General features: G+C 66.0%; 22 protein-coding genes. 4 read left to right on the forward strand and 18 right to left on the reverse strand.

Annotated elements, in window-relative coordinates:
• Window positions 1-36: 36 nt before the first annotated feature.
• Entirely contained in the window at window positions 37-897 is an 861-nt protein-coding gene (folD, locus tag GY40_RS07020; protein ID WP_038359740.1) for a bifunctional methylenetetrahydrofolate dehydrogenase/methenyltetrahydrofolate cyclohydrolase FolD, read from the forward strand.
• A gap of 137 nt (window positions 898-1,034) precedes the next feature.
• Here the strand turns inward: folD and lpdA are convergent, their stop codons facing one another.
• The 5 genes from lpdA to sucC all read right to left on the reverse strand — a co-directional run bounded on the left by lpdA (window position 1,035) and on the right by sucC (window position 9,169).
• Entirely contained in the window at window positions 1,035-2,435 is a 1,401-nt protein-coding gene (lpdA, locus tag GY40_RS07025) for a dihydrolipoyl dehydrogenase (protein WP_038359742.1), read from the reverse strand.
• Between the two features lie 132 nt (window positions 2,436-2,567).
• Entirely contained in the window at window positions 2,568-3,797 is a 1,230-nt protein-coding gene (odhB, locus tag GY40_RS07030) for a 2-oxoglutarate dehydrogenase complex dihydrolipoyllysine-residue succinyltransferase (protein WP_038359743.1), read from the reverse strand.
• A 105-nt stretch (window positions 3,798-3,902) separates the two neighbouring features.
• Window positions 3,903-6,860 carry a 2-oxoglutarate dehydrogenase E1 component gene (locus tag GY40_RS07035; protein WP_038360384.1) on the reverse strand — a complete coding sequence of 986 codons (2,958 nt, stop codon included), beginning with the start codon at window positions 6,858-6,860 and terminating at the stop codon, window positions 3,903-3,905.
• Between the two features lie 218 nt (window positions 6,861-7,078).
• A complete protein-coding gene (gene sucD / locus GY40_RS07040; RefSeq protein WP_038359746.1) occupies window positions 7,079-7,963 on the reverse strand; it encodes a succinate--CoA ligase subunit alpha in 885 nt (294 codons plus the stop codon).
• A 9-nt stretch (window positions 7,964-7,972) separates the two neighbouring features.
• Window positions 7,973-9,169 carry an ADP-forming succinate--CoA ligase subunit beta gene (sucC, locus tag GY40_RS07045; protein WP_038359749.1) on the reverse strand — a complete coding sequence of 399 codons (1,197 nt, stop codon included), beginning with the start codon at window positions 9,167-9,169 and terminating at the stop codon, window positions 7,973-7,975.
• A gap of 176 nt (window positions 9,170-9,345) precedes the next feature.
• On the opposite strand from sucC, the gene GY40_RS07050 reads away from it, so the two are divergent.
• Window positions 9,346-9,984, forward strand: a complete 639-nt coding sequence (locus tag GY40_RS07050; RefSeq protein WP_038359752.1) for a 2OG-Fe(II) oxygenase family protein — start codon at window positions 9,346-9,348, stop codon at window positions 9,982-9,984.
• Between the two features lie 57 nt (window positions 9,985-10,041).
• Here the strand turns inward: GY40_RS07050 and mdh are convergent, their stop codons facing one another.
• The 6 genes from mdh to GY40_RS07080 form a co-directional block, all read right to left on the reverse strand.
• Window positions 10,042-11,007: a malate dehydrogenase gene (gene mdh, locus GY40_RS07055; protein WP_038359754.1), complete on the reverse strand. Its 966-nt coding sequence runs from the start codon at window positions 11,005-11,007 to the stop codon at window positions 10,042-10,044.
• A gap of 327 nt (window positions 11,008-11,334) precedes the next feature.
• Complete coding sequence (locus tag GY40_RS07060; RefSeq protein WP_038359756.1) at window positions 11,335-11,934, reverse strand: TetR/AcrR family transcriptional regulator; 600 nt, start codon at window positions 11,932-11,934, stop codon at window positions 11,335-11,337.
• 170 nt (window positions 11,935-12,104) lie between these two features.
• Complete coding sequence (zapE, locus tag GY40_RS07065) at window positions 12,105-13,283, reverse strand: cell division protein ZapE (RefSeq protein ID WP_038359758.1); 1,179 nt, start codon at window positions 13,281-13,283, stop codon at window positions 12,105-12,107.
• Window positions 13,284-13,502: 219 nt separating this feature from the next.
• Window positions 13,503-14,333: an ABC transporter substrate-binding protein gene (locus GY40_RS07070; protein WP_038359760.1), complete on the reverse strand. Its 831-nt coding sequence runs from the start codon at window positions 14,331-14,333 to the stop codon at window positions 13,503-13,505.
• Window positions 14,334-14,432: 99 nt separating this feature from the next.
• Window positions 14,433-15,227 carry an amino acid ABC transporter ATP-binding protein gene (locus GY40_RS07075; protein ID WP_051987589.1) on the reverse strand — a complete coding sequence of 265 codons (795 nt, stop codon included), beginning with the start codon at window positions 15,225-15,227 and terminating at the stop codon, window positions 14,433-14,435.
• Entirely contained in the window at window positions 15,224-16,123 is a 900-nt protein-coding gene (locus GY40_RS07080; RefSeq protein WP_038359762.1) for an amino acid ABC transporter permease, read from the reverse strand. The genes GY40_RS07075 and GY40_RS07080 overlap by 4 nt, the downstream gene beginning before the upstream one ends.
• A gap of 202 nt (window positions 16,124-16,325) precedes the next feature.
• On the opposite strand from GY40_RS07080, the gene GY40_RS07085 reads away from it, so the two are divergent.
• Both GY40_RS07085 and GY40_RS07090 read left to right on the forward strand, forming a co-directional pair.
• Window positions 16,326-17,237, forward strand: coding sequence for a LysR substrate-binding domain-containing protein (locus GY40_RS07085; protein ID WP_038359764.1), 912 nt, complete (start codon window positions 16,326-16,328; stop codon window positions 17,235-17,237).
• A gap of 54 nt (window positions 17,238-17,291) precedes the next feature.
• A complete protein-coding gene (locus GY40_RS07090; RefSeq protein ID WP_038359766.1) occupies window positions 17,292-17,678 on the forward strand; it encodes a SpoIIAA family protein in 387 nt (128 codons plus the stop codon).
• Window positions 17,679-17,730: 52 nt separating this feature from the next.
• Here GY40_RS07090 and phoB read toward each other — a convergent pair whose 3' ends face one another.
• The 7 genes from phoB to GY40_RS26495 form a co-directional block, all read right to left on the reverse strand.
• Window positions 17,731-18,429 carry a phosphate regulon transcriptional regulator PhoB gene (gene phoB, locus GY40_RS07095; protein WP_038359768.1) on the reverse strand — a complete coding sequence of 233 codons (699 nt, stop codon included), beginning with the start codon at window positions 18,427-18,429 and terminating at the stop codon, window positions 17,731-17,733.
• A 12-nt stretch (window positions 18,430-18,441) separates the two neighbouring features.
• Complete coding sequence (phoU, locus tag GY40_RS07100) at window positions 18,442-19,161, reverse strand: phosphate signaling complex protein PhoU (protein ID WP_038359770.1); 720 nt, start codon at window positions 19,159-19,161, stop codon at window positions 18,442-18,444.
• A gap of 22 nt (window positions 19,162-19,183) precedes the next feature.
• Window positions 19,184-19,990, reverse strand: coding sequence for a phosphate ABC transporter ATP-binding protein PstB (gene pstB, locus GY40_RS07105; protein WP_038359773.1), 807 nt, complete (start codon window positions 19,988-19,990; stop codon window positions 19,184-19,186).
• Between the two features lie 39 nt (window positions 19,991-20,029).
• Entirely contained in the window at window positions 20,030-20,911 is an 882-nt protein-coding gene (pstA, locus tag GY40_RS07110) for a phosphate ABC transporter permease PstA (RefSeq protein ID WP_038360388.1), read from the reverse strand.
• 18 nt (window positions 20,912-20,929) lie between these two features.
• On the reverse strand, window positions 20,930-21,901 hold the full coding sequence (pstC, locus tag GY40_RS07115) for a phosphate ABC transporter permease subunit PstC (RefSeq protein WP_038359776.1): 972 nt from the start codon (window positions 21,899-21,901) through the stop codon (window positions 20,930-20,932).
• A 173-nt stretch (window positions 21,902-22,074) separates the two neighbouring features.
• Complete coding sequence (gene pstS / locus GY40_RS07120; protein ID WP_038359778.1) at window positions 22,075-23,100, reverse strand: phosphate ABC transporter substrate-binding protein PstS; 1,026 nt, start codon at window positions 23,098-23,100, stop codon at window positions 22,075-22,077.
• Window positions 23,101-23,530: 430 nt separating this feature from the next.
• Window positions 23,531-24,121, reverse strand: a complete 591-nt coding sequence (locus GY40_RS26495) for a flavin reductase family protein (protein ID WP_282568280.1) — start codon at window positions 24,119-24,121, stop codon at window positions 23,531-23,533.
• Window positions 24,122-24,142 lie beyond the last annotated feature (21 nt).

Here is a 24,142-nt window from a genome sequence, read left to right on the forward strand (position 1 = left end):
CGCGCATGAGAGCGGCTTCCGGCAGGAGGACGCATCATGGCGCAACAGGCACGCATCATCGACGGCAAGGCCGTAGCAGCGGAATTGCGCGCCGGCATCGCCCGCGAGGTCGCCGCGCTCAAGGCAGCGCGCGGCATCGTCCCTGGCCTCCATGTCGTCCTCGTCGGCGAGGACCCGGCGAGCAAAGTCTATGTCGCCTCGAAGGAGAAGCTCGCCGTCGAGGTCGGCATGAACTCGGTCGCCCATCGCCTGCCGGCTGAGACGACCGAGGCCGAACTGCTGGCCAAGCTCGCCGAACTCAATGCCGATGACAGCGTCGACGGCATCCTCGTCCAGTTGCCCCTGCCGAAGCATATCGACACCGGCCGCATCATCGACGCCATCGACCCGGCCAAGGATGTCGACGGCCTGCACCCGATCAATGCCGGCCTGCTCGCCGGCGGCAAGAACGGCCTCGTACCCTGCACGCCGCTCGGCAGCATGCTGCTGCTGAAGCAGGCGCTTCCGTCGCTTTCGGGTCTCGATGCCGTGGTGATCGGCCGCTCGGAACTGGTCGGCCGCCCGGTCGCGCAGCTCCTGTTGCAGGCCGATTGCACCGTCACCATCGCCCATTCGCGCACGCGCGATCTGCCCGCGGTGGTGAAGCGCGCCGATATCGTCATCGCCGCCGTCGGCCGCCCGCGCATGGTCAAGGGCGACTGGATCAAGCCCGGCGCAACCGTGATCGATGTCGGCATCAACCGCCTGCCCGACGGCAAGCTGACGGGCGATGTCGATTTCGCCGAGGCGGTACAGGTCGCGGGCGCGATCACGCCCGTCCCCGGCGGCGTCGGCCCGATGACCATCGCCTGCCTGCTCAAGAACACGCTGACGGCGTTTCACGCCCGACGAGGTTGAGCGCAGCAATCAGCGAGACCGCCACGGGCGGCCCGGCCCTTCCTCGGTTAGCCCCTAAAAAAAGGAGCTGCAATCCTGCAGCTCCTTTTTTCGTTCCTGCAGCAGGGCCGCGCCAGAGGCACGGCCCGCCAACCCGATCACATATGGATCTGGCGCTTCTCCACGGCCATCGCCGCTTCCTTCACCGCCTCGGCCAGCGTCGGATGCGCGTGGCAGGTACGGGCGAGATCCTCGGACGAGCCGCCGAACTCCATCAGCACGGTTACTTCCGCGATCAGGTCGCCGGCATGCGGGCCGATGATGTGGCAGCCGAGCACACGATCGGTCGCGGCATCGGCCAGGACCTTCACGAAGCCCTCGGTGTGGCGGATGGCGCGGGCGCGGCCATTGGCCGTGAACGGGAACTTGCCGATCTTGTAGGCGACGCCGGCCGCCTTCAGCTCTTCCTCGGTCTTGCCGATCGCGGCGACTTCCGGCGCGGTGTAGACGATGCCGGGGATGGCGTCGTAGTTCACATGGCCAGCCTTGCCGGCGATGATCTCGGCGACCGCGACGCCCTCATCCTCGGCCTTGTGCGCCAGCATCGGCCCGCGCACCACGTCGCCGATCGCGTAGATGCCGGCGACATTGGTCTTGAAATGGTCGTCGATGACGACGCGGCCGCGCTCGGTGGCGACACCCGCCTTATCGAGGCCGAGACCATCGGTGTTGGGACGGCGGCCGATCGCGACCAGCACGATATCGGCATTGAGCGTCCTGGCCTCTCCGCCTGCGGCAGGCTCGACGGTGACGGTCGCACCGCCCTTCTTGGCCACGTCGACCTTGGTGACCTTGGAGCCGAGCTGGAAGGTGAAGCCCTGCTTCTCCAGGATGCGCTGGAACTGCTTGGCGACCTCGCCATCCATGCCGGGCAGGATGCGGTCGAGGAACTCGACGACGGTGACCTTGGCGCCGAGACGGGCCCAGACCGAGCCGATCTCGAGGCCGATCACGCCGGCGCCGACGACGACGAGCTCCTTCGGCACGGAGCCGATTTCGAGCGCGCCGGTCGAGGTGACGACGGTCTTCTCGTCGATGGTCACGCCCGGCAGCGGCGCCGATTCCGAACCCGTCGCGATGACGATGTTCTTGGTCTCGATCTCCTGCGTCTTGCCGTCCTCGGCGGTGACGACGACCTTGCCGGCGGCCGGAATCGAAGCCGTGCCGTGGAAGGCGTCGATCTTGTTCTTCTTGAGCAGGAAGCCGACGCCATTGACGTTCGCGTCGATGGTCTCCTGCTTGTGCGCCATCATCGCCTTGAGATCGAGCTTCGGCGTGCCGACGACGATGCCGAGCTTCTCGAAGGTGTGGCCGGCCTCCTCGAACATCTCGGACGCGTGCAGCAGCGCCTTGGAGGGAATGCAGCCGACATTCAGGCAGGTGCCGCCATGAGTGGCGCGCTTCTCGACCACCGCGACCTTGAGGCCGAGCTGGGCGGCGCGGATGGCGCAGACATAGCCCCCGGGGCCGGTTCCGATGACGACGAGATCGTAGGACATCTCTATAGCCTCGCAGTGCCCGTCATGGTCGGGCTTGTCCCGACCATCCACGTCTCGGGAGGCCGGGAGAAAAGTCGTGGATGCCCGGGACAAGCCCGGGCATGACGTCGAAGTGAACCTCGCGAAACGCGATCAGAGGTCGAGCACGAGCCGCGCCGGATCCTCCAGGCCTTCCTTGATGCGCACGAGGAAGGTCACGGCCTCCTTGCCGTCGATGATGCGGTGGTCGTAGCTGACCGCGAGATACATCATCGGCCGGGCCTCGATCTTGCCGTTCACCACCATCGGGCGCTCCTGGATCTTGTGCATGCCCAGGATCGCCGATTGCGGCGCGTTCAGGATCGGGGTCGACATCAGCGAGCCGTAGACGCCGCCATTCGAGATGGTGAAGGTGCCGCCCTGCATCTCCTCGATCGAGAGCTTGCCGTCGCGGGCCTTGCGACCGAACTCGCCGATCTTCTTCTCGACGCCGGCGATGGAGAGCTGGTCGGCATCGCGCACCACCGGAACCACCAGGCCCTTCTCGGTGCCGACGGCGACGCCGATATGGTAGTAGTTCTTGTAGACGATGTCGGTGCCGTCGATCTCGGCGTTGACGGCCGGGATCTCCTTCAGCGCCTGCACGCAGGCCTTCACGAAGAAGCCCATGAAGCCGAGCTTGACGCCGTGCTTCTTCTCGAAGGCATCCTTGTACTGGTTGCGCAGCGCCATGACGTTGGTCATGTCGACCTCGTTGAAGGTCGTCAGCATCGCGGCGGTGGACTGGGCCTCCTTGAGGCGGCGCGCGATGGTCTGGCGCAGCTTCGTCATCTTGACGCGCTCTTCGCGCGAGGCATCGTCCGGCGCCGACGGGGCGCGGACCTGCACCGGAGCGGCAGGCGCCGCCGGCGCGGCACTGGCGCCGGTCGCGATCGCCGCAAGCATGTCGCCCTTGGTGACGCGGCCATCCTTGCCCGAGGCCGGGACCGACGAGGCGTCGATGCCGCTCTCGGCGGCCAGCCGCGCCACGGCCGGGCCGGAATCAGCGGCCTTGGTGGCGGCAGCCTTCGGAGCCTCAGCGGCCGGAGCCGGCGCGGCGGCGGGCTTCTCTTCCTTCTTCGGAGCGGGCGCGGCAGCAGCCGCACCGCCTTCGGCGATCATGCCGAGCAGCGCGCTGACGCCGACCGTATCGCCTTCCTTGGCGACGATCTCGCCGAGCACGCCGGCGGCCGGGGCGTTGACCTCCAGCGTCACCTTGTCAGTCTCGAGCTCGACCAAAGGCTCGTCGGCCTTCACCGCCTCGCCCGGCTTCTTGAACCACTTGCCGATGGTCGCCTCGGAAACGGATTCGCCGAGGGTGGGTACGCGGATTTCGGTCGCCATGTCAGGCCTCTGTTGTCTCGTTCTCTGGCGGTCGGATCGGCACCGGCGGAAACGCCGATGCGGCAGGGAAATCCGGCAGTGCGTAAAGCATCGCCGGGAGGGTCGTCAGGCCGCGAAGGCCTCGTCGAGGAAGGCGTTGAGCTGGGCGAGATGCTTGGACATCAGGCCGGTCGCCGTCGCGGCCGAGGCCGGGCGGCCGACATAGCGCGGCCGCTTCGACTTCGAGCCGGCATGGCCCAGCACCCATTCCAGATAGGGCTCGACGAAGGTCCAGGAGCCCATGTTCTTCGGCTCCTCCTGGCACCAGACCACATCGGCGCCCTTGAAGCGCGCCAGCTCCTGCGCCAGCGTCTTCAGCGGGAACGGGTAGAGCTGCTCGACGCGCATCAGATAGACATCGTCGATGCCGCGCTTCTCGCGCTCCTCCAGCAGGTCGTAATAGACCTTGCCCGAGCAGAGCACGACGCGGCGGATCTTCGAGTCCTTGACCAGCTTGGTGGTCGACTTGCCGCGCTCGGCATCATCGGCCAGCACGCGGTGGAAGGTCGAGCCCTCGGCGAGGTCCGCGAGGTCGGAGACGGCGCGCTTGTGGCGCAGCAGCGACTTCGGCGTCATCAGGATCAGCGGCTTGCGGAAGTCGCGCTTCAGCTGGCGGCGCAAGATGTGGAAATAGCTCGCCGGCGTCGAGCAGTTCGCCACCTGCATGTTGTCCTCGGCGCACATCTGCAGGAAGCGCTCGAGGCGGGCGGAGGAGTGCTCCGGACCCTGGCCCTCATAGCCGTGCGGCAGCAGGCAGACGAGGCCGGACATGCGCAGCCATTTGCGTTCGCCGGACGAGATGAACTGGTCGAACACCACCTGCGCACCATTGGCGAAGTCGCCGAACTGCGCCTCCCACATCGTCAGCGCGTTCGGCTCCGACAGGGTGTAGCCGTATTCGAAGCCGAGCACGGCCTCTTCCGAGAGCATCGAGTTGATGACCTCGTAGCGGGCCTGGTCCTCGCGGATATGGTTGAGCGAGGTGTGGCGGGCTTCGGTCTCCTGATCGATCAGCACCGAATGGCGCTGCGAGAAAGTGCCGCGCTCGCAATCCTGGCCGGAGAGACGCACCGGATTGCCGTCAAGCAGCAGCGAGCCGAAAGCGAGCGCCTCGGCCGTCGCCCAGTCGATGCCCTCGCCGCTCTCGACCGCCTTCTTGCGGTTGTCGAGGAAGCGCTGGATCGTCTTGTGGACGTTGAAGCCGGCCGGAACGGCCGTGATCTTCTCGGTGATCTCCTTAAGCGTCTCCGCCGGCACGCCGGTGGCGCCGCGGCGCGGATCGTCCTCGTCGGCGCGGATCGCCTTCATGCCGGCCCAGCGGCCGTCGAGCCAGTCGGCCTTGTTCGGCTTGAAGGCCTGGCCGGCGTCGAACTCGACCTCCAGCTTCGCCTTCCAGGCGGCGCGCATCTCGTCGAGCTCGCCGGCTTGAACCACGCCCTCGGCCTCAAGCTTGGCGCCGTAAAGCTCCAGCGTCGTCTTGTGGCCGCGGATCTTGCGGTACATCAGCGGCTGGGTGAAGCCCGGCTCGTCGCCCTCGTTATGGCCGAAGCGGCGATAGCAGAACATGTCGACCACGACCGGCTTGTGGAACTTCTGCCGGAACTCGATCGCGATCTTGGCGGCGAAGACCACCGCCTCCGGATCGTCGCCATTCACATGGAAGACCGGCGCCTCGACCATCTTCGCCACGTCGGACGGATAGGGCGAGGAGCGCGAATAGCGCGGATAGGTGGTGAAGCCGATCTGGTTGTTGATGATGAAGTGCAGCGAGCCGCCGGTGCGGTGGCCCTTCAGCCCGGAGAGGCCGAGGCACTCCGCCACCACGCCCTGGCCGGCGAAGGCCGCGTCGCCATGGATCAGCAGCGGCAGCACCTTGGAACGCTCGACGACGTCGCCGAACTGATCCTGCTTGGCACGCACCTTGCCGAGCACCACCGGATCGACGATCTCGAGATGCGACGGGTTGGCGGTCAGCGAGATATGGACGTTGTTGCCGTCGAACTCGCGGTCGCTGGAGGCACCGAGATGGTACTTCACGTCGCCCGAGCCCTCGACGTCGTCGGGCGCGAAGGAGCCGCCCTTGAACTCGTGGAACAGCGCGCGGTGCGGCTTGCCCAGCACCTGCGTCAGCACGTTGAGGCGGCCGCGATGGGCCATGCCGAAGACGATGTCGCGCACGCCGAGCGCGCCGCCGCGCTTGATGATCTGCTCCAGCGCCGGAACCAGCGCCTCGCCGCCGTCGAGGCCGAAGCGCTTGGTGCCGGTGAACTTCAGGTCGAGGAACTTCTCGAAGCCCTCGGTCTCGACCAGCTTGTTGAGGATCGCCTTCTTGCCTTCCTTGGTGAAGGCGATCTCCTTGTCCGGCCCCTCGATACGCTCCTGCAGCCAGGCCTTCTGCTCGGGGTCGGAGATGTGCATGAACTCGATGCCGACCGTGCCGCAATAGGTGCGCTGCAGGATCGAGACCATCTCGCGGATGGTGGCGAACTCCATGCCGAGCACGTTGTCGATGAAGATCTTGCGGTCGAGATCGGCCTCGCCGAAGCCGAAGGCGGCCGGCGACAATTCCTCGGGGTCGTTGCGGCTCTCGATGCCGAGCGGGTCGAGCTTGGCATGGAGATGGCCGCGCATCCGGTAGGCGCGGATCAGCATGATCGCGCGCACGGAATCGCGCGTCGCCTGCTGGACGTCGGCGGGGGAGAGCGTCGTGCCGGCTGCCTTGGCCTTGGCGCCGAGCTTGTCGGAGATGACCTTCTCGACCACGGCCCAGTTGCCGTCGAGCGCCGAGATCAGCTCGCCATTGGCGACGACCGGCCAGTTCGGCTTTTTCCAGGAGGCGCCCTTGGCGTTGTCCAGCACCGACTGCTTGTCGTCCTGCAGCGCGCCGAAGAAGCTCTGCCACTGCTCGTCGACCGACTTGGGATCGGCCTCGTAGCGGGCGTAGAGATCCTCGATATAGGCCGCGTTGCCGCCGTAGAGGAACCCGGTCTGTGCGAGAGCCTCGTTGATGTCCTGGCGAGCCATGATGCTCCTGCCTTCCTTCACCGCTTGCGACATGTCCGAACCCTTGCCCGGACATCCTTCAACTTGCCGTCATGCTCGGGCCTGCGCCCTGAGCATTTGGTCTTCCATCATGGTCGGCCTTGAGCCGACCATCTCATGCCGTTTTGCCGTCGCTTCCTCGGGGACGTCATGGTCGGGTCAAGCCCAACCATGACGCGCCCCGGAAAGGCACCAGGGCCTCAGCCCTTCAACACTTCGACCAAGGTCTTTCCAAGGCGCGCCGGCGACGGCGAAACCCGGATGCCGGCCGCTTCCATCGCGGCGATCTTGTCCTCGGCGCCGCCCTTGCCGCCCGAGATGATCGCGCCGGCATGGCCCATGCGGCGGCCCGGAGGCGCCGTGCGGCCGGCGATGAAGCCGACCATCGGCTTCTTGCGGCCGCGCTTGGCTTCGTCCTTGATGAACTGCGCCGCGTCCTCTTCGGCCGAGCCGCCGATCTCGCCGATCATCACGATCGACTCGGTCTTGTCGTCCGCGAGGAACATCTCGAGCATGTCGATGAACTCGGTGCCCTTGACCGGGTCGCCGCCGATGCCGACGGCCGTGGTCTGGCCGAGGCCTTCGCGCGTGGTCTGGAACACCGCCTCATAGGTCAGCGTGCCCGAGCGCGAGACGATGCCCACCGAGCCCGGCTTGAAGATGTTGGCCGGCATGATGCCGATCTTCGACTGGCCGGCGGTGACGACGCCGGGGCAGTTCGGGCCGATCAGGCGCGACTTCGAGCCCGAGAGCGAGCGCTTGACGCGCACCATGTCGAGCACCGGAATGCCCTCGGTGATGCAGATGATCAGCGGGATCTCGGCGTCGATCGCCTCGCAGATCGCATCGGCCGCGCCCGGCGGCGGAACATAGACGACCGAAGCGGTGGCGCCGGTCTTCTCCTTCGCCTCGGCGACGGTGTCGAAGACGGGCAGACCCAGATGGATCGCGCCGCCCTTGCCCGGCGAGGTGCCGCCGACCATCTGCGTGCCATAGGCGATCGCCTGCTCGGAATGGAAGGTCCCGTTCTTGCCGGTGAAGCCCTGGGTGATGACCTTGGTGTTCTTGTCGATCAGGATGGACATATCTGCTCCTCAGGCCTTCTTGACCGCGGCGACGATCTTCTGCGCGGCGTCGTCGAGGTCATCGGCGGGGATGACGTTGAGGCCGGACTCGCGGATGATCTGCTTGCCTTCCTCGACATTGGTGCCTTCGAGGCGCACCACCAGCGGAACCTGAAGGCCGACCGCCTTCACCGCCGCGATGACGCCGCGCGCGATGACGTCGCACTTCATGATGCCGCCGAAGATGTTGACGAGGATGCCCTTCACCTTCGGATCGGCGGTGATGATCTTGAACGCCGCCGTCACCTTCTCTTCGCTGGCGCCGCCGCCGACATCGAGGAAGTTCGCCGGGCTTTCACCGTAGAGCTGGATGATGTCGAGCGTCGCCATGGCGAGGCCGGCGCCGTTGACCATGCAGCCGATCGTGCCGTCGAGCGCGATGTAGGCGAGGTCGTATTTGGAGGCCTCGATCTCCTTCTCGTCCTCTTCCGTCGTATCGCGCAGCGCGACGATCTCGGGATGGCGATAGAGCGCGTTCGAGTCGAACGAGATCTTGGCGTCCAGGCACTTGATCTGGCCCTGGGTCGTCACGATCAGCGGGTTGATCTCCAGCATGTCCATGTCCTTGGCCACGAACGCGTTGTAGATCTGGCCGAGCACGGTGCCGGCCTGCTTGGCGAGGTCGCCGGAGAGCCCGAGGATGCGCGCCATGGCGCGGCCGTGATGCGGCATGATGCCGGTCGCGGGATCGACCGAGAACGTCTCGATCTTCTCGGGCGTGTCATGGGCGACGGCCTCGATGTCCATGCCGCCCTCGGTCGAGATGACGAAGGCGATGCGCGAGGTCTCGCGGTCGACCAGCGCCGAGAGGTAGAACTCCTTCTCGATGTCCGAGCCGTCCTCGATATAGAGGCGGTTGACCTGCTTGCCGGTTTCGCCGGTCTGCACGGTGACCAGCGTGTTGCCGAGCATTTCCTTGGCGTGGGCCTCGACTTCCTCGACCGACTTGGCCAGGCGCACGCCGCCCTTCGCGTCGGGGCCGAGCTCCTTGAACTTGCCCTTGCCGCGGCCACCGGCGTGGATCTGCGACTTCACGACATAGAGCGGACCCGGCAGCTTCCTGGCGGCCTCGACCGCTTCAGCCACCGTCAACGCCGGGAAGCCGGCGGAGACGGGCGCGCCATACTCTTTCAGAATGGCCTTGCCCTGGTATTCGTGGATGTTCATCCGGTAGCTCCTGACTGGGCTTTGAAGAAAAAGGGGCCGGCATCGGGTGCGGCGCCCCATACGATCGAAGATGGCGAAACCCCGGCGCGGCGGAGCATCGCCTGCGATTGCGCGCGTCCGAATTCCGGTGATAAAAATCCACAATCAGATGAAACATCTGACGGGAGGACAGTGAAATGGCGACGTCGTATTCCTGTATCAACCTCGATTCCGTCCGCGCGGCGCGAACTGAACGCGAGCCCTACAACTATCTCATCGCCAGCGATGTCATCCTGCCCGGTGCGGTGGACGGCCTGCGCAACGACTTCCCCGACATCCGCGAGTCCGGCTACCACCCCGAAGAGGACGTCAACCGGCACGGCACCTTCGCGAAACTCCTGGAGGAGATGAAGAGCCGCGAGATGGCCGAAATCGTCTCCGAAAAGCTCGACATCGACCTCGTCGACAAGCCGAAGATGATCACGATCCGCAAGCTCTCCGCCGCTAAGGATGGACGCATCCACACCGACAGCGAGTCGAAGATCGCGACCTTGCTCGTCTATCTCAACGACGCCTGGCAGGACTCGCCGGCCGGACGTCTGCGGGTGCTCTACAACGGCACCGATTTCGAGAACATGAAGGAAGAGATCAGCCCGATCACCGGCTCGCTCTTCGCGTTCCGTCGCGCCGACAACTCCTGGCACGGACACACATCCTTCGTCGGCGAGCGGCGCGTCGTCCAGATGACCTGGCTCAGAAGCCAGGCCGACGTCGAACGCAAGAAGAGCCGCGGCTCCTTCACCCATCTGGTCAAGAAGGTGCTGCGGTTCGGGTGACGGGCTGAGCCGTCCCCCGAACACCTGCCGGATATGTGCCTGCGCCGGGCGCATGCCTCAGCCGGCCAGCGACGGATCGACGCTCTTGCAGGCGTCGATCAGGCTCTGCACCGAAGCCACCGACTTCGCCAGCATCTCCTTCTCGGCGCCGTTGAGGCGGATCTTCACGACGCGCTCGACGCCCTTGGCTCCGATCACCACCGGCACGCCGACGAACATGTCCTTGACGCCGTACTGGCCCTTCAGCGCGGCGGCCGCCGGCAGCACGCGCTTCTGGTCCTTGAGATAGCTCTCGGCCATCGCGATGGCGGAAGCGGCAGGCGCATAGAAGGCCGAGCCGGTCTTGAGCAGGTTGACGATCTCGCCGCCGCCCTTGCGGGTACGCTCGACGATGGCGTCCAGCTTCTCCTGCGTCGTCCACTTCATCTTGACGAGGTCGGGCAGCGGGATGCCGGCGACGCCGGAGTAACGGACCAGCGGCACCATGTCGTCGCCATGGCCGCCGAGCACGAAGGCCGAGACGTCCTTGACCGAGACGTTGAACTCTTCGGCGAGGAAGTAGCGGAAGCGGGCGCTATCGAGCACGCCGGCCATGCCGCAGATCATGTTCGGCTTGACGCCGGAGAACTTCTGGAGCGCCCAGACCATCGCATCGAGCGGGTTGGTGATGCAGATCACGAAGGCCTTCGGCGCATATTGCTTGATGCCTTCGCCGACCGCCTTCATCACCTTGAGGTTGATGCCGATCAGGTCGTCGCGGCTCATGCCGGGCTTGCGGGGCACGCCGGCGGTGACGATGATCACGTCGGCGCCCTTGATGTCCTCGTAGGAGTTCGTGCCCTTGTAGCCGGCGTCGAAGCCGTCGACCGGCGCGGATTCGGCGATGTCGAGGCCCTTGCCCTGCGGGATGCCCTCGGCGATGTCGAAGAGGACGACGTCCCCGAGTTCCTTCAGGCCGGCGAGGTGGGCGAGCGTGCCGCCGATCTGGCCTGAACCGATGAGGGCAATCTTCTTGCGGGCCATAGCCTAGTCCTTCTCTTCTGGCGCTTCGATCGAAGCCGGCTGCGGCCGGCTTTCGACATCCGGAATGCCTTGGCCAAAATACCTTGGCGCTACGATGGCCAGCGGGCCGGCCAAACCGTGGCTTCCTTTGGCCCAAACCGCCCTTTTGCCGCAACCCTCGCAGAAAACACGGCTTTTGCGGGGCGAGGCGCTCCCATTCGCGCGGCGAAACAGGCGGCCTCTTTTTTTTCAATGACTTGCAAGAGGCTCCATGTCGACTTTCAGTCGTTTGGGGCAAAAATCGGGCAATTACAATTTACAGAAATTGTAATTGGTCACCAAATTTTTTCACACGATGCCGCTACCGAGCACCCGCAGGATGACGCGGATCAGCGTCGAGAGGCGGGTATCGACCGAGGCCAGCGGCACGTCGGCTTCCAGCGCCAGCGAGGCCGGATGGATGAAGCGATGCGTCGCATCGATGACGAAGGCGATGGCCCGGTCGCGATCGCGCGGCTCGAACACGCCGGTGGCGATTCCCTCGTCGACGACGCGCTCGAACAGCGCTCTGACCCGCGTCCGGTTGCGCCGGCTGATGGCATGGCGCTTGGCGACGGCGAGCGACAGCGCCGCGAAGAGATGCGGATCCTCGCTCAGCAGGTCGCGATTGGCCTTGGCGAGCGCCAGGATCAGCCGCTCGAGCTTGTCATCGGCCGGGTCGGGGCCATCGGCGATGTCGGCGAGCCGCCGCTCCGTCGCCTTGAGCCAGAGATCGACCACCGCATCGATCAGCGCCCCCTTGGACGGAAAATAGCGATAGACATTGGCATGGGTCATGCCCGCCTCTTCCGCCACGGCGACGACGGTGAAGCGCTTCAGCCCGAACGTCCGCAGGTGCTCGCTGGCGACCGTGAGGATGCGTGTCTCGCTCGGCTCGCGCTGCGGCATGGCTCAGCGGGCCCCCAATCCCGAGATTGCGTTGAACCTCTCGGTCATCCCGGGCTTGACCCGGGATCCATGCCGGAGCGTTTCCGACGAAGGTTCAGGCATGGATCCCGGGTCGGCGCTGCTGCGCAGCTTGCCCAGGATGACTGCCTTACCCTCCCCCGCCGCGGCACTCACGTCTCGACCAGCCCGGTGGTGTCGCCGCTCGCCGCCGAGTCGGGCCGGCCATGCGGCATCGCGAGATACTCTTCGGAGCGCATCTCGATCAGGCGCGAGACGGTGCGGTCGAACTCGAAGGCCTCGCGCCCCTTGTTCGCGCGATAGAGCTCATGCGGCTCGGCCGCCGCCGAGGCGACGAGCTTCACATGGTGCTCGTAGAGCGTGTCGATCAGGATGATGAAGCGCTTGGCCTCGTTGCGTCGGTCGAAATCGAGGATCGGGATATCGTCGAGCACCAGCGTGTGGAAGCGCTGCGCCAGCGCGATATAGTCCGAGGCGCCATAGGCCTGGGCGCAGAGATCGACGAAGTTTGCCCGCGCTACGCCGCCGGCCGCCTGCGGCAGCACGAGTTCGTGCCCCTGGACGTTGAGCACGGTCCGCGGCCCCTGTGCCACGCCGGAGAGCCCCTTGAAGGCAGCATCGAGCGCAGCTTTCGCCTTCGCATCGGCCGGCACGTGATAGACCGGCGCGCCACCGAGCTTCTCCAGCCGGAAATCGGTGCGCGCATCGAGCTTGAGCACCTCGACCTTGGTCTGAAGCAAATCGATGAAGGGCAGGAACAGCGCCCGGTTGAGCCCGCCCTCATAGAGCCGCGACGGCTCGACATTCGAGGTCGCGACCACGACGACGCCGGCGGCGAAGAGCGCCGTGAACAAGCGCCCGAGGATCATTGCATCGGCGATGTCGGTCACCGTGAACTCGTCGAAGCAGAGCAGATAGGCTTCCTCAGCCAGTTCCGCCGCGACCGGCGCGATCGGATCGCCGTCCTTGACCTCGCCGGTCTTGATCTTCTGGCGATGGGCGTTGATGCGGCCATGCACCGCGGCCAAGAACTCGTGGAAATGCACCCGCAGCTTGCGCTTCACCGGCGCGGACTCGAAGAACATGTCCATCAGCATGGTCTTGCCGCGGCCGACCGAGCCCCAGATGTAGAGCCCCTTCGGCGCCTCGGCGGTGTCGGGCTTCTTGCCGAAGAGCCAGCCGAGCGCGCTGCCCTTGCGGGCAAGGCGGCGGGCGGCGAGCGCCGCGTTCAGCGCCTCGAGCTTCCTGACGACGGCGACCTGGGCCGGATCGCGCTCGATGGCGCCCGCCTCGACCAGGGCGGCATAGCGGTCGGTGATCGAGGCTGGCATGGCGGCTGGGAACGACGGGTCGCGGAAAGAGGCTTCCGGGTTACGGCAGCCCGGCCGCCATCGCAAGCCCGGCGAGATCGCACCCGCCATCTCCGCGGCCCGCACCCGGCCTCATCGGCCCAAAAACACGTCATCCCGGCAGGGCGGACCGGCCGGGATGACGGTAGCGAAGCGAACCTCGGCTTGCGGCTTCGAGGCCGCCGCGCATTCGCGAGGGAACTACTGGCCCTTGTTGATCGAGACCGGCTTCAGCGGGTTGTCGAGGAGGCCGTATTTCTGGATCAGCGCGTCATAGGTGCCGTTGGCCTGGAGCTTCTCCAGCGCGGCCTTCACGGCGTCGCGCAGCTGCGCGCCCTCGGCCGTCTTCGCGAAGGGGATGCCCATCAGCGTCGTCGTGAACGGCTTGCCGAGCGGGATGTAGGTGTTGGGCTCGAGCTTCTGGAAATGGCTCATCGTCTCGCTGCCCTGGACGCCGCCCTGCAGGCGCTGCGTCTTGAGCTGGGTGCGGGCATCGACCGAGCCCTCGGTGCCGACGACGTTGATCGCGGGCTTGCCCTTGGCGACGCAATTGGCCTGGCTCCAATCGCCGATCTGCTGCGGCCAGTTGGTCGAGCGGCTGGCGCCGACGCTCTTGCCGCAGAGGTCGTCAGGGCTCTTCACCGTGTCCTTGAACGGGGTGACCGTGTAGAACTGCGCGCCGGATTCGAGATAATCGACGAAGTCGACCTGCTCGCGCCGGGCCGGCAGATCGCTCATGCCGGCCAGCGCCATGTCGACGCGGCCGGTCTGGATCGAGGGCAGCATCTGGGCGAAGGCCGTTTCCTGCCATTCGACCTTGAGGCCGAGTTCCTTGGCGATGGCCTCGCCCAGCTCGATGTCGAAGCCGATGAGCTGGTTGGTCGCCGGGTCCTTCGAGGTGATCGGCGGATAGTTCGGCTGGGTTCCGATCACGAGCTTGCCGGCGGTCTTGATCCGGTCCGGCACGGTCTGCGCCTGAGCGGCCAGCGTGGTCGCGGCGAGCAGCGCCGCCGTCAGTGTCAAACGAAGCATGTGGTCTCTCCCTCTTATGAACTCAAAGCATTGCGCGAAGAAGCGGGAACCGGTTTTTCGCTGAAGCCATGCGCAAAACGACAAGAATCCCGCCGGTCGTCATTTCAGGACGGCTGCGATGAAATCCCGGGTGCGGGCCTGGGTCGGTGCGACCAGGACCGTGTCGGGCGTGCCGCGCTCGACGATCTCGCCCTTGTCCATGAAGACGACGTCGTTGGCCACCTCTCGCGCGAAGCCGAGCTCATGGGTGACGACGATCATCGTCATGCCGCTGGCGGCGAGGTCGCGCATCACGTTCAGCACCTCGCCGACGAGCTCGGGATCGAGCGCCGAGGTCGGCTCGTCGAACAGCATCAGCTTGGGCTTCATCGCCAGCGCCCTGGCGATGGCGATGCGCTGCTGCTGCCCGCCCGAGAGCTCGCTCGGATAGGCGTCGCGCTTCTCGGCGAGGCCGACACGCTCCAGCAGCGCCATGGCATCCGCGACGATCTCCTTGCGCGGCCGCTTCAGCACCGTGAGCGGCCCCTCGATGATGTTCTGCAGCGCCGTCATGTGGTTGAACAGGTTGAAGCGCTGGAACACCATGCCGGTGACGAGGCGCTGGCGCGCGATCTCCGGGTCGGTCAGCTCGTGCAGCTCGTCGCCGACGCGGCGATAGCCGATCAGTTCGCCATCGACGCGGATCGCGCCCTGGTCGATCTTCTCGAGCTGGTTGATGCAGCGCAGCAGCGTGGACTTGCCCGAGCCGGACGGCCCGATGATGCACTGGACCATGCCGGGCTCGACCGAGAGCGAGACGTCGTTCAGCGCCTTCAGATCGCCGAAGAACTTGCTGACATTGGCGACGGTGACGATGGCGGTATCCGCATCCGCCTGGTTCTGCGCCGCGCTCATGCCGGCTCCTCCTCGATCTTGACGGTGCGTTTCGCCCGCCTCTCGCCGCGTCCCTTCGAGAAATGGCGCTCGAGGAAATACTGCCCGATCTGCAGCAGCGTCACCACGAGCAGATACCAGCCGGCGGCGACGATCAGCAATTCGATGACGCGGGCATTGGCGTAATAGACCGTCTGGGCGTTGCGCAGGATCTCGGCATACTGGATCACGCTCGCCACCGAGGTCAGCTTCACCATGCTGATCACCTCGTTGCCGACCGGCGGGATGATGACGCGCATCGCCTGCGGCAGCACGATCCGGCGCAGCGTCGTCAGCCGCGTCATGCCGATCGCCTTGGCGGCTTCGGTCTGGCCGGTATCGACGGAGAGGATGCCGCCGCGCACCACCTCGGCGGTATAGGCGCCCTGGTTCATGCCGAGCCCGAGCAGCGTCGCCATGAACGGACCGATGATGTCGATCGTGCGCCAGGAGAACAGCCCGGGAATGCCGATGGTCGGGAAGACCAGCGCCAGGTTGAACCAGATCAGCAGCTGCAGCAGCAGCGGCGTGCCGCGGAAGAACCAGATGTAGAACAGCGCGACGCTGCGCAGCACCGGGTTCGGCGACATATACATGATCGCGAAGACGACCCCGAGCACGATGCCCAGCGTCATCGCGCAGACCGTCATGATCAGCGTGTTGCCGAGACCGGAGAGGATCGCGGGCGCGGTGAAGAACTGTCCGACCACCGGCCAGGCGATGTCGCCCTTGACGAAGGCGGCGATAATCCAGGCGAGGACGGCAATGATGAGCGCCGCCGCGACCCAGCGCCCATAAAAGCGACGCGGCACGATCCTGAGTCGCGCGATCGCGGCCAGATCGCGGCTGGCGACCGGCGAGGTGACGGCATGGCTCATCGACGGCACTCCCGGACAGGCTTGCCGGCGGCTCTCGAAAGCGCCATCGACCGCGAAGCCGTTGGTCCGCGGAAACCACCGCAGCACGGGCAGATTGTCAAATTCATGCGAGCACCTCCTCCCCAAGCGTAAGAATGACCTCTTGACCCGGCAGCCAGCAAACGAAACGATCTCCGGTAGCCTAGTCCAAAACGGAATACCCATGGCCTTGCGGCCCCCGCCCTCCTCCACCGCCATGCGCGCCTTCGTCACCGTCGCGCGACTGGGCTCGACCGCCCGCGCCGCCGGCGTCGTCAACCTGACGCAGAGCGCGGTCTCCAAGCAGATCCTGTCGCTCGAGCACCATCTCGGCACCGTGCTGTTCGAGCGCAATCCGGTCGGCCTCAAGCTGACCGAGGCCGGCGCGATCTACCTGCCCTATGCCGAAGCCGCCCTGGAGCAGATGGAACGCGGTGCGATGCGCCTAGCCGAGCGCGTCGCCATCGCCCGGCCGATCCGGTTGCACATGGTCGCCATCGCCGGCGAGCGCTGGCTGATGGAGCGCTTCCCCGTCTTCGCCGAGGCCCATCCCGGCGTCGACGTCCAGTTCACCAACTATGTCAGCGAAAACGAGACGGAAGAGCCCGACATCGAGATCAACCACGGCACCCCGCCCTGGCCCGGCAAGGAGGCGCATTATCTGTTCGGCCGCGATGTCGCCCTCGTCGCCGCGCCCGAATTGCTGGAGCGCATGGGCGGTTTCCGCCGCGCCGCCGACATCCAGAAGATGACGCTGCTGCAGCATTACCAGATGCCGGCCTTCTGGGCCGAGTTCACCGAGGCGCATGGCCTGCGCGGCGCGGTGCCGGCCCATACCGTCCGCTACGGCTATTACTCCGTCATCATCCGCGCTGCGGTCGCGGGGCTCGGCGTCGCGCTGGCGCCACGCTGCTATGTCGCCGAGGAACTGGCCTCGGGCGCGCTGGTCAACCCGCTCGATATCGGCTTCACCAGCGTCACCGGCTGCTGGCTGACCCGCCGCCTGGACCAGCCCTCGCGCCCCGGCCTCGACGCCTTCATCGCCTGGCTGAGGACGGAGGCGGCGGCTTTCGACGCGGCGACGCGAGCAGCCTGAGCGCCCGCAACCTCCCGGCCGGCCATGCGTTGATCGGTACAGGAGGAGGCCGCCATGATCACCATTCTTCCGGCGCCCGACCATGTTCTCGCCATCGCGCTCAGCGGCACCATCGAGCCGGCCGATATCGAGCGCGTCGCCGCCGATGTCGAAGACCGGCTGAGCCGGCACGAGAAGGTCTCGATCCTCGCCGACATCACCGCCTTCGACGACATGACCTTCGCCGCGGCCTGGAAGGACGCGCGCTACAGCTTCGGCAAGCTCTGGGAACTCAGGCGCTTCCCCAAGGAGGCGATCATCGTCGAGAAGGGCTGGCTCGATCGCGTCGCGCGGCTCTTCGCCCCGGTGGTCCCCTTCGTCGAGATCCGCACCTTCCCGCCGGCCGAGCGCGAAGCCGCGCTGGCCTGGGCCGCCGATATCGAGGGCGGCCCCGACACCTGAAGCACGGGCGCTGCGAGCCGGGGCTCGGCTCGCGTGTCAGCTCCGGCGGCAGTCAGCTTCTGGCGAACGTCTCGTCGAAGGCATAGCCCGCGCCGCGCACGGTCCGGAGCGGGTCCTTGGCGTCGGCAGGCGTGATCGCCTTGCGCAGGCGGCCGACATGCACGTCGACCGTGCGCTCGTCGATATAGACGTCCCGGCCCCAGACGGCGTCGAGGAGCTGGGCGCGGGAATAGACGCGGCCCGGTGCCTGCATCAGGAACTCGAGCAGGCGGAACTCGGTCGGTCCCAGATGCAGCTCGCTGCCGGCGCGGCGGACGCGCCGCGTGGTGCGGTCGAGCTCGAGGTCGCCCGCCTGCAGAAGACCGGCGACATGGCCGGGCTTCGCCCGGCGCAGCAGCGCCTGGATGCGCGCGGTCAGCTCCGGCAGGGAGAACGGCTTCACGACATAGTCGTCGGCGCCGGTCGCGAGCCCGCGCACCCGCTCGGTCTCCTCGCCGCGCGCCGTCAACATGATGATCGGCACCCGCTCGGTGTCGCGCCGCGAGCGCAGCCGGCGGCAGAGCTCGATGCCGGAAAGGCCCGGCAGCATCCAGTCCAGCAGCACCAGATCGGGCGTGTGGTCGCGCAGATGCAGTTCGGCGTCGTCCCCCCGCGCCACGCTGTCGACCTCGAAGCCCTCGGCTTCGAGGTTGTAGCGCAGCAGCAGGGTGAGAGGCTCTTCGTCCTCGACGATCAGGATGCGTGCCGCCATGATTCCTTAGCCTCAGCTACCCGTGATCGCCTCGACCTCGATATTGGTCGTGTCGAGCTTCGGCCGGTTCGCGTCGAGCGAGTCACCGGTGATGAGATAGTGGATCGTCTCGGCGATGTTGGTGGTGTGGTCGCCGATGCGCTCGATGTTCTTGGCGCAGAACAGAAGATGCGTGCAGAAGGTGATGTTGCGCGGATCTTCCATCATATAGGTCAGGAGCTCGCGGAACAGCGAGGTGTAGAGCGCGTCGATCTCATCGTCGCGGCGCCAGACCTCGAGCGCCTTCTGCTCGTTGCCGGCGGCATAGGCGTCGAGCACGTCCTTGAGCTGCGCCTGAACGAGGCGGCTGATGTGCTCCAGCCCGACCACGGCGCGGTGCGGCGGCTGGAACTGCCCGGAGATGGCGACGGCGCGCTTGGCGATGTTCTTGGCGAGATCGCCGACACGCTCGACATCCGCCGCGATGCGGATGGCGGAGATCAGCTCGCGCAGATCGTTGGCCAGCGGCTGGCGCCGGGCGATGGTCAGCACCGCCTTCTCCTCGACCTCGCGCTGGAGATTGTCGAGGCGCTGATCGGCGGAGATGATCTTCTGGGCCAGCGTGGTGTCGCGGCGCACCAGCGCCACGGTCGCATCGCCGAGCATGCGCTCGGCCATCCCGCCCATTTCGGCGAGGCTGCGGCGAAGGCCTTCGAGATCGGCGTCGTAGGAGCGGACGATATGGTCGGTCATGGGGTTCCTCCTCCGTCGCCGCTCAGCCGAACCGGCCGGTGACGTAATCCTGCGTCTGCTTCTTCGCCGGGTTCATGAAGATCGTGTTGGTCGGCGCGAACTCGATGACCTCGCCGAGATACATGAAGGCCGTGTACTGCGAGATGCGCGCCGCCTGCTGCATGTTGTGGGTGACGATGGCGATGGTGAAGTCGCTCTTGAGCTGCTCCAGCAGGTCCTCGATCTTGCCGGTCGAGATCGGGTCGAGCGCCGAGGTCGGCTCGTCGAACAGGATCACTTCCGGCTTCTGCGCGATGGTGCGCGCGATGCACAGGCGCTGCTGCTGGCCGCCGGAGAGGCCCATGCCGGAGCTCTTCAGCTTGTCCTTGACCTCGTCCCAGAGCGCGGCGCGGCGCAGTGCGCCCTCTACGCGGTCGTCGAGCTCCGACTTCGGCGGCTTCTCGTAGAGGCGGATGCCGAAGGCGACGTTGTCGTAGATCGACATCGGGAAGGGCGTCGGCTTCTGGAACACCATGCCGACGCGCGAGCGCAGCTCGTTCACATCGACGTCGTTGGAGATGATGTTGCGCCCGTCGAGCATGATCTCGCCGGTCGCCTTCTGCTCCGGATAGAGCGAGTAGATCCGGTTGAAGATGCGCAGCAGGGTCGACTTGCCGCAGCCCGAAGGCCCGATCAGCGCCGTGACATGGCGGTCACGGAAGTCGAGATTGATGTTCTTCAGCGCCTTGTGCTCGCCGTAGTAGAAATCGAGGTTTTTCACCGCGATCCGGACGGGAGCCTCGGCATCGAGCGACTGCGGGGAGAGTTCAAGGGTCGAAAGCATCGACATGGTCCTCAAGGTCGGGCGCGACCGGGCTGGATTCAAGTCTTATTTGCCGCCGGCGACGACGCGCCGAGCGATGATCGAGAGCAGCAGGATCGAGATCGTGATGATCAGCGAACCGGCCCAGGCGAGTTGCTGCCAGTTCTCGTAAGGGGCGGAGGCGAACTGGTAGATCGTGACCGGCAGGTTGGAAACGCCGCCGACGAGATTGGGCGAGAACCAGAAATTGTTGTTCAGCGCCGTGAAGATCAGCGGCGCCGTCTCGCCGGCGATGCGGGCGAGTGCCAGCAGGATGCCAGTGACCATGCCGGCCTTCGCCGCGCGCCAGGTCACACTGGTGATGACGACGGAAGGCGGCGCGCCGAGCGCCGAGCCTGCCTCGCGCAGCGGGCCGGGCACGAGGCTGAGCATGTCCTCGGTGGTGCGCACGATGACCGGGATCGCGATGATGCCGAGCGCGACGCCGCCGGCCCAGCCCGAATACCCGCGGAACGGCTCGACCAGGATGACGTAGACGAACAGGCCGATCAGGATCGACGGCGCCGAGAGCAGGATGTCGTTGATGAAGCGGATGATGTTGGCGAGCTTGGAGCCGCGGCCGTATTCCGCCAGCCAGGTGCCGGCGAGCACGCCGATCGGCGTCGCCACCGCAATGCCCAGGAAGGTCAGCACGATCGAGCCGACGATGGCGTTGGCGAGGCCGCCGCCCTCGGAGCCCGGCCCGGGCGTGACATGGGTGAAGGTCGCGAGCGAGAGCCCGCCGATGCCCTTCACCAGCAGCATGCCGAGAATCCAGAACAGCACGAAGATGGCGCAGAAGGTGAAGCCGGTGGCGATGACCTTCATCGCGCGGTCGGCGGTGCGGCGCGACTGGCGCACGCGCCCCCAGGCGATGTGCGATGCGGCCGGTGCGGAAGAGGTGGACATGCTCATCTGACCCAGACCTCAGAATTTCTTGACCCGGGCGACCAGCAGCCGCGCGATGACGAGGACGACGAAGGTGACGAAGAACAGGATGCAGCCCAGCGCGATCAGCGAATTGAGCTGCAGGCCCATCGCCTCGTTGAACTCGTTGGCGATGCGCGAGGCGATGGTCGAGCCGGGGTCGAGGATCGAGGCCGAGAGCCGGTTGGCGTTGCCGACCACGAAGGTCACCGCCATCGTCTCGCCGAGCGCACGGCCGAGCCCGAGCATGATCGCGCCGATGATCGAGACGCCGGCCTGCGGCACCAGCACATGGCGCACGACTTCCCAGGTGGTCGCCCCAATTCCATAGGCGCTCTCGCGCAGCACCGAGGGGATCTGCTCCAGCATGTCGCGGGTGATCGAGGCGATGAAGGGCACGATCATGAAGGCGAGGATGATGCCCGCGGTGAAGATGCCAAGGCCCGAGGGCGAGCGCGAATAGAGCACCGTGCCGACGATCGGGATGCCCTCGACGATATTCGAGAGCGGGATCTGGACATAGGCCGCGAAGAGCGGCGCGAAGACGAACAGCCCCCACATGCCGTAGATGATCGAGGGTACGGCGGCGAGCAGCTCGATCGCGGTCGCGACCGGCCGCTTGAACCAGGGCGGGGCGAGCTGCGTCAGGAACACGGCGATGCCGAGCGAGAGCGGCACGCCGATGACGAGCGCGATCAACGCCGTCGAGAGCGTGCCGACGATCGCCGGCCAGGCGCCGTACTGCTCGTTCTGCGTATCCCAGACGCTGGAGGTGATGAAGCCGAGGCCGAATTCGCGGAAGGCCGGCCAGCCGCCGACGATCATCGAGAGCATGATGCCGGCGAGCAGCACCAGCACCAGCAGCGCGGCGAGGAAGCTCGCATTGCGGAAGACGAGATCGAAGGTCGCCTTCGGCGTCTTCCGGATCACCGGCGCCGGGGGAATGCTTTTCATGTCGGTTACGGCGGTCATTCCGCGAGGCTCCGATAATGTCGCCGAGGCTGCTCGAGCCGGTCCGGTTCGATCGGCCTCAGCCCTCATCCTGAAGAGCCTCCGGTGCCGCGACCGGCGGCTCCTCAGGATGAAGGCTGAGCGTGGTCGGGCAAGGCGGGATAACCCGCCTCGCCCTGTCGGTCAGGCTGCCATCAGAAGATCGGCTTGCCGGAGTTGTCGGTCACGCCCTTCCAGGCGGCGCGGACCTCGTCCTTGACGTTGGCCGGGAGCGGCACGTAGTCGAGATCGCTCGCCAGCTTGTCGCCGCTCTTGTAGGCCCAGTCGAAGAACTTCAGCGCGGCCTGCACGTCGGCCGGGCTTTCCGGCTTGGCATGGACCAGGATGAAGGTCGCCGAGGTGATCGGCCAGGCATCCTTGCCCTTCTGGTTGTTGAGCGAGATGCCGAAGCCCGGCTGCTCTTTCCAGTCGGCATTGGCGGCCGCGGCCTGGAAGGCCTCGATCGTCGGCATCGGGAAGTTGCCGTCGGCATTCTTCACCAGGGCGTAGGAGAGCTTGTTCTGCTTGGCATAGGCGTACTCGACATAGCCGATCGAGTTCGCGACCTGCTTCACCGAAGCGGAAACGCCCTCATTGCCCTTGCCGCCGATACCGACCGGCCACTGCACGGCGGTGTTGTTGCCGATCTTGGTCTTCCACTCGGCCGAAACCTTGGAGAGGTAGTCGGTGAAGACGAAGGTCGTGCCCGAGCCGTCCGAACGGTAGACCGGGTTGATGTTGGCGTCGGGGAGCTTCAGATCGCCGTTGAGCGCGACGATCTTCGGGTCGTTCCACTTCTTGATCTCGCCGAGATAGATCCCGGCGACGATCTCGCCCGAGAGCTTGAGCTTGCCCGGCTCGATGCCGGCGATGTTCACAGCCGGAACGACGCCGCCCATCACGGTCGGGAACTGGATCAGGCCGTCCTTGGAGAGCTCCTCGCCCTTGAGCGGGGCGTCGGTCGCACCGAAGGCGACGGTCTTCGCCTTGATCTGGCGGATGCCGCCACCCGAGCCGATCGACTGGTAGTTCAGGCCGATGCCGGCTTCCTTCTGATAGGCCTCGGCCCATTTCGAATAGATCGGGAAGGGGAAGGTCGCGCCGGCGCCGGTGATGTCGGCAGCCTGGGCGGAACCGGCGATCCCGGCGGCAACGGCCGCGAGAACGAGAATCTTGCGCATTGAGATGTCCTCTCTGGGTCGCTGTTTGCAGCGACCTCGTCAGAACACCCTCAGTATGACAGCCACATGACATTCCGTCATGAAAACTGTCACAAAGTCTCAGAGCGCAGTAGCATTGGCGCCCCAAGCGGCAATGTGGCACCGATACGCCGCAAGTTTGGCACTGCTATGTATCGGTGGATGTTTGGGTTGCAAGAAATGCGGATTCAACGGGCGCTCAAGGAGTTCCAACTGCCTCGTGTGAAAATCGAGGCATAATGTTGCCGCGATTGCAGGAAGAGTTCCGCAAACTCGTAAGGCGCCCGGCTCATGCCGGGCGCCTTTTATCGTGCAAGCGATTTCGATCTCAGCTGAGGGCACGGGAGGGCTGGCTGGAAGAAAGGCTGCCGTCACATTAGGGCGAAGTCGGACTTTGGCCCATTGCCGACTCTCACACGGTCCGGTTTCGGGCACTGTGATGAGTCGATCGAAGCGGGTGCGCAGCGGGTCCCTCCGCCGAAGGGCGCTGTCTTCCAGTGAGCATACCGCACGGAACCCTGCAGCGCTTCTTAGCGATCATCCTTCGGCAGGTTGCGCGCATTCGCGCCGCCCGGGCGGCCTTCCCATCGTCCACGGATAGCGTTGGCAGGTCGAAATAGTCGTGCGTCGTCGCGTCGCCCTGTCCGCCTATGCGATCGACCGCGTCGAGCGTGGCAGGGTCGACATGCCGTCGCTCATTGACCGCGTCTGCCCGGAAATGCGCATAGACCACCTCGTCGAGAATGATCTCGCGCGAATTGCCGATGCCGAGCGTGGTGTGGTGGCAGCATTCGAAGGCGGCCGGCGCCTCGCCAATCCAGGGACAAGGCGCCTTTTCGTCGGGCCGCGCGGTCAGGCCCGCTTCCGCCAGTTCGTCGGCCCCGGCAGGAAACGGCACGGCGCAGACATTCATCCCGGCGACCAGCGCATTGGGAACGACGTTCACCGTGAAGGCAAGCGTCTCCCGATCATTGCGCGCGCGCCTTGTCCTTCTGCGCGCCAGTCGGCCGGTATTCGACGCCGA

This window comes from Allobosea sp. UNC402CLCol (assembly GCF_000745475.1).
In the GTDB taxonomy this organism is placed as follows: Bacteria; Pseudomonadota; Alphaproteobacteria; order Rhizobiales; family Beijerinckiaceae; genus Allobosea; species Allobosea spartocytisi.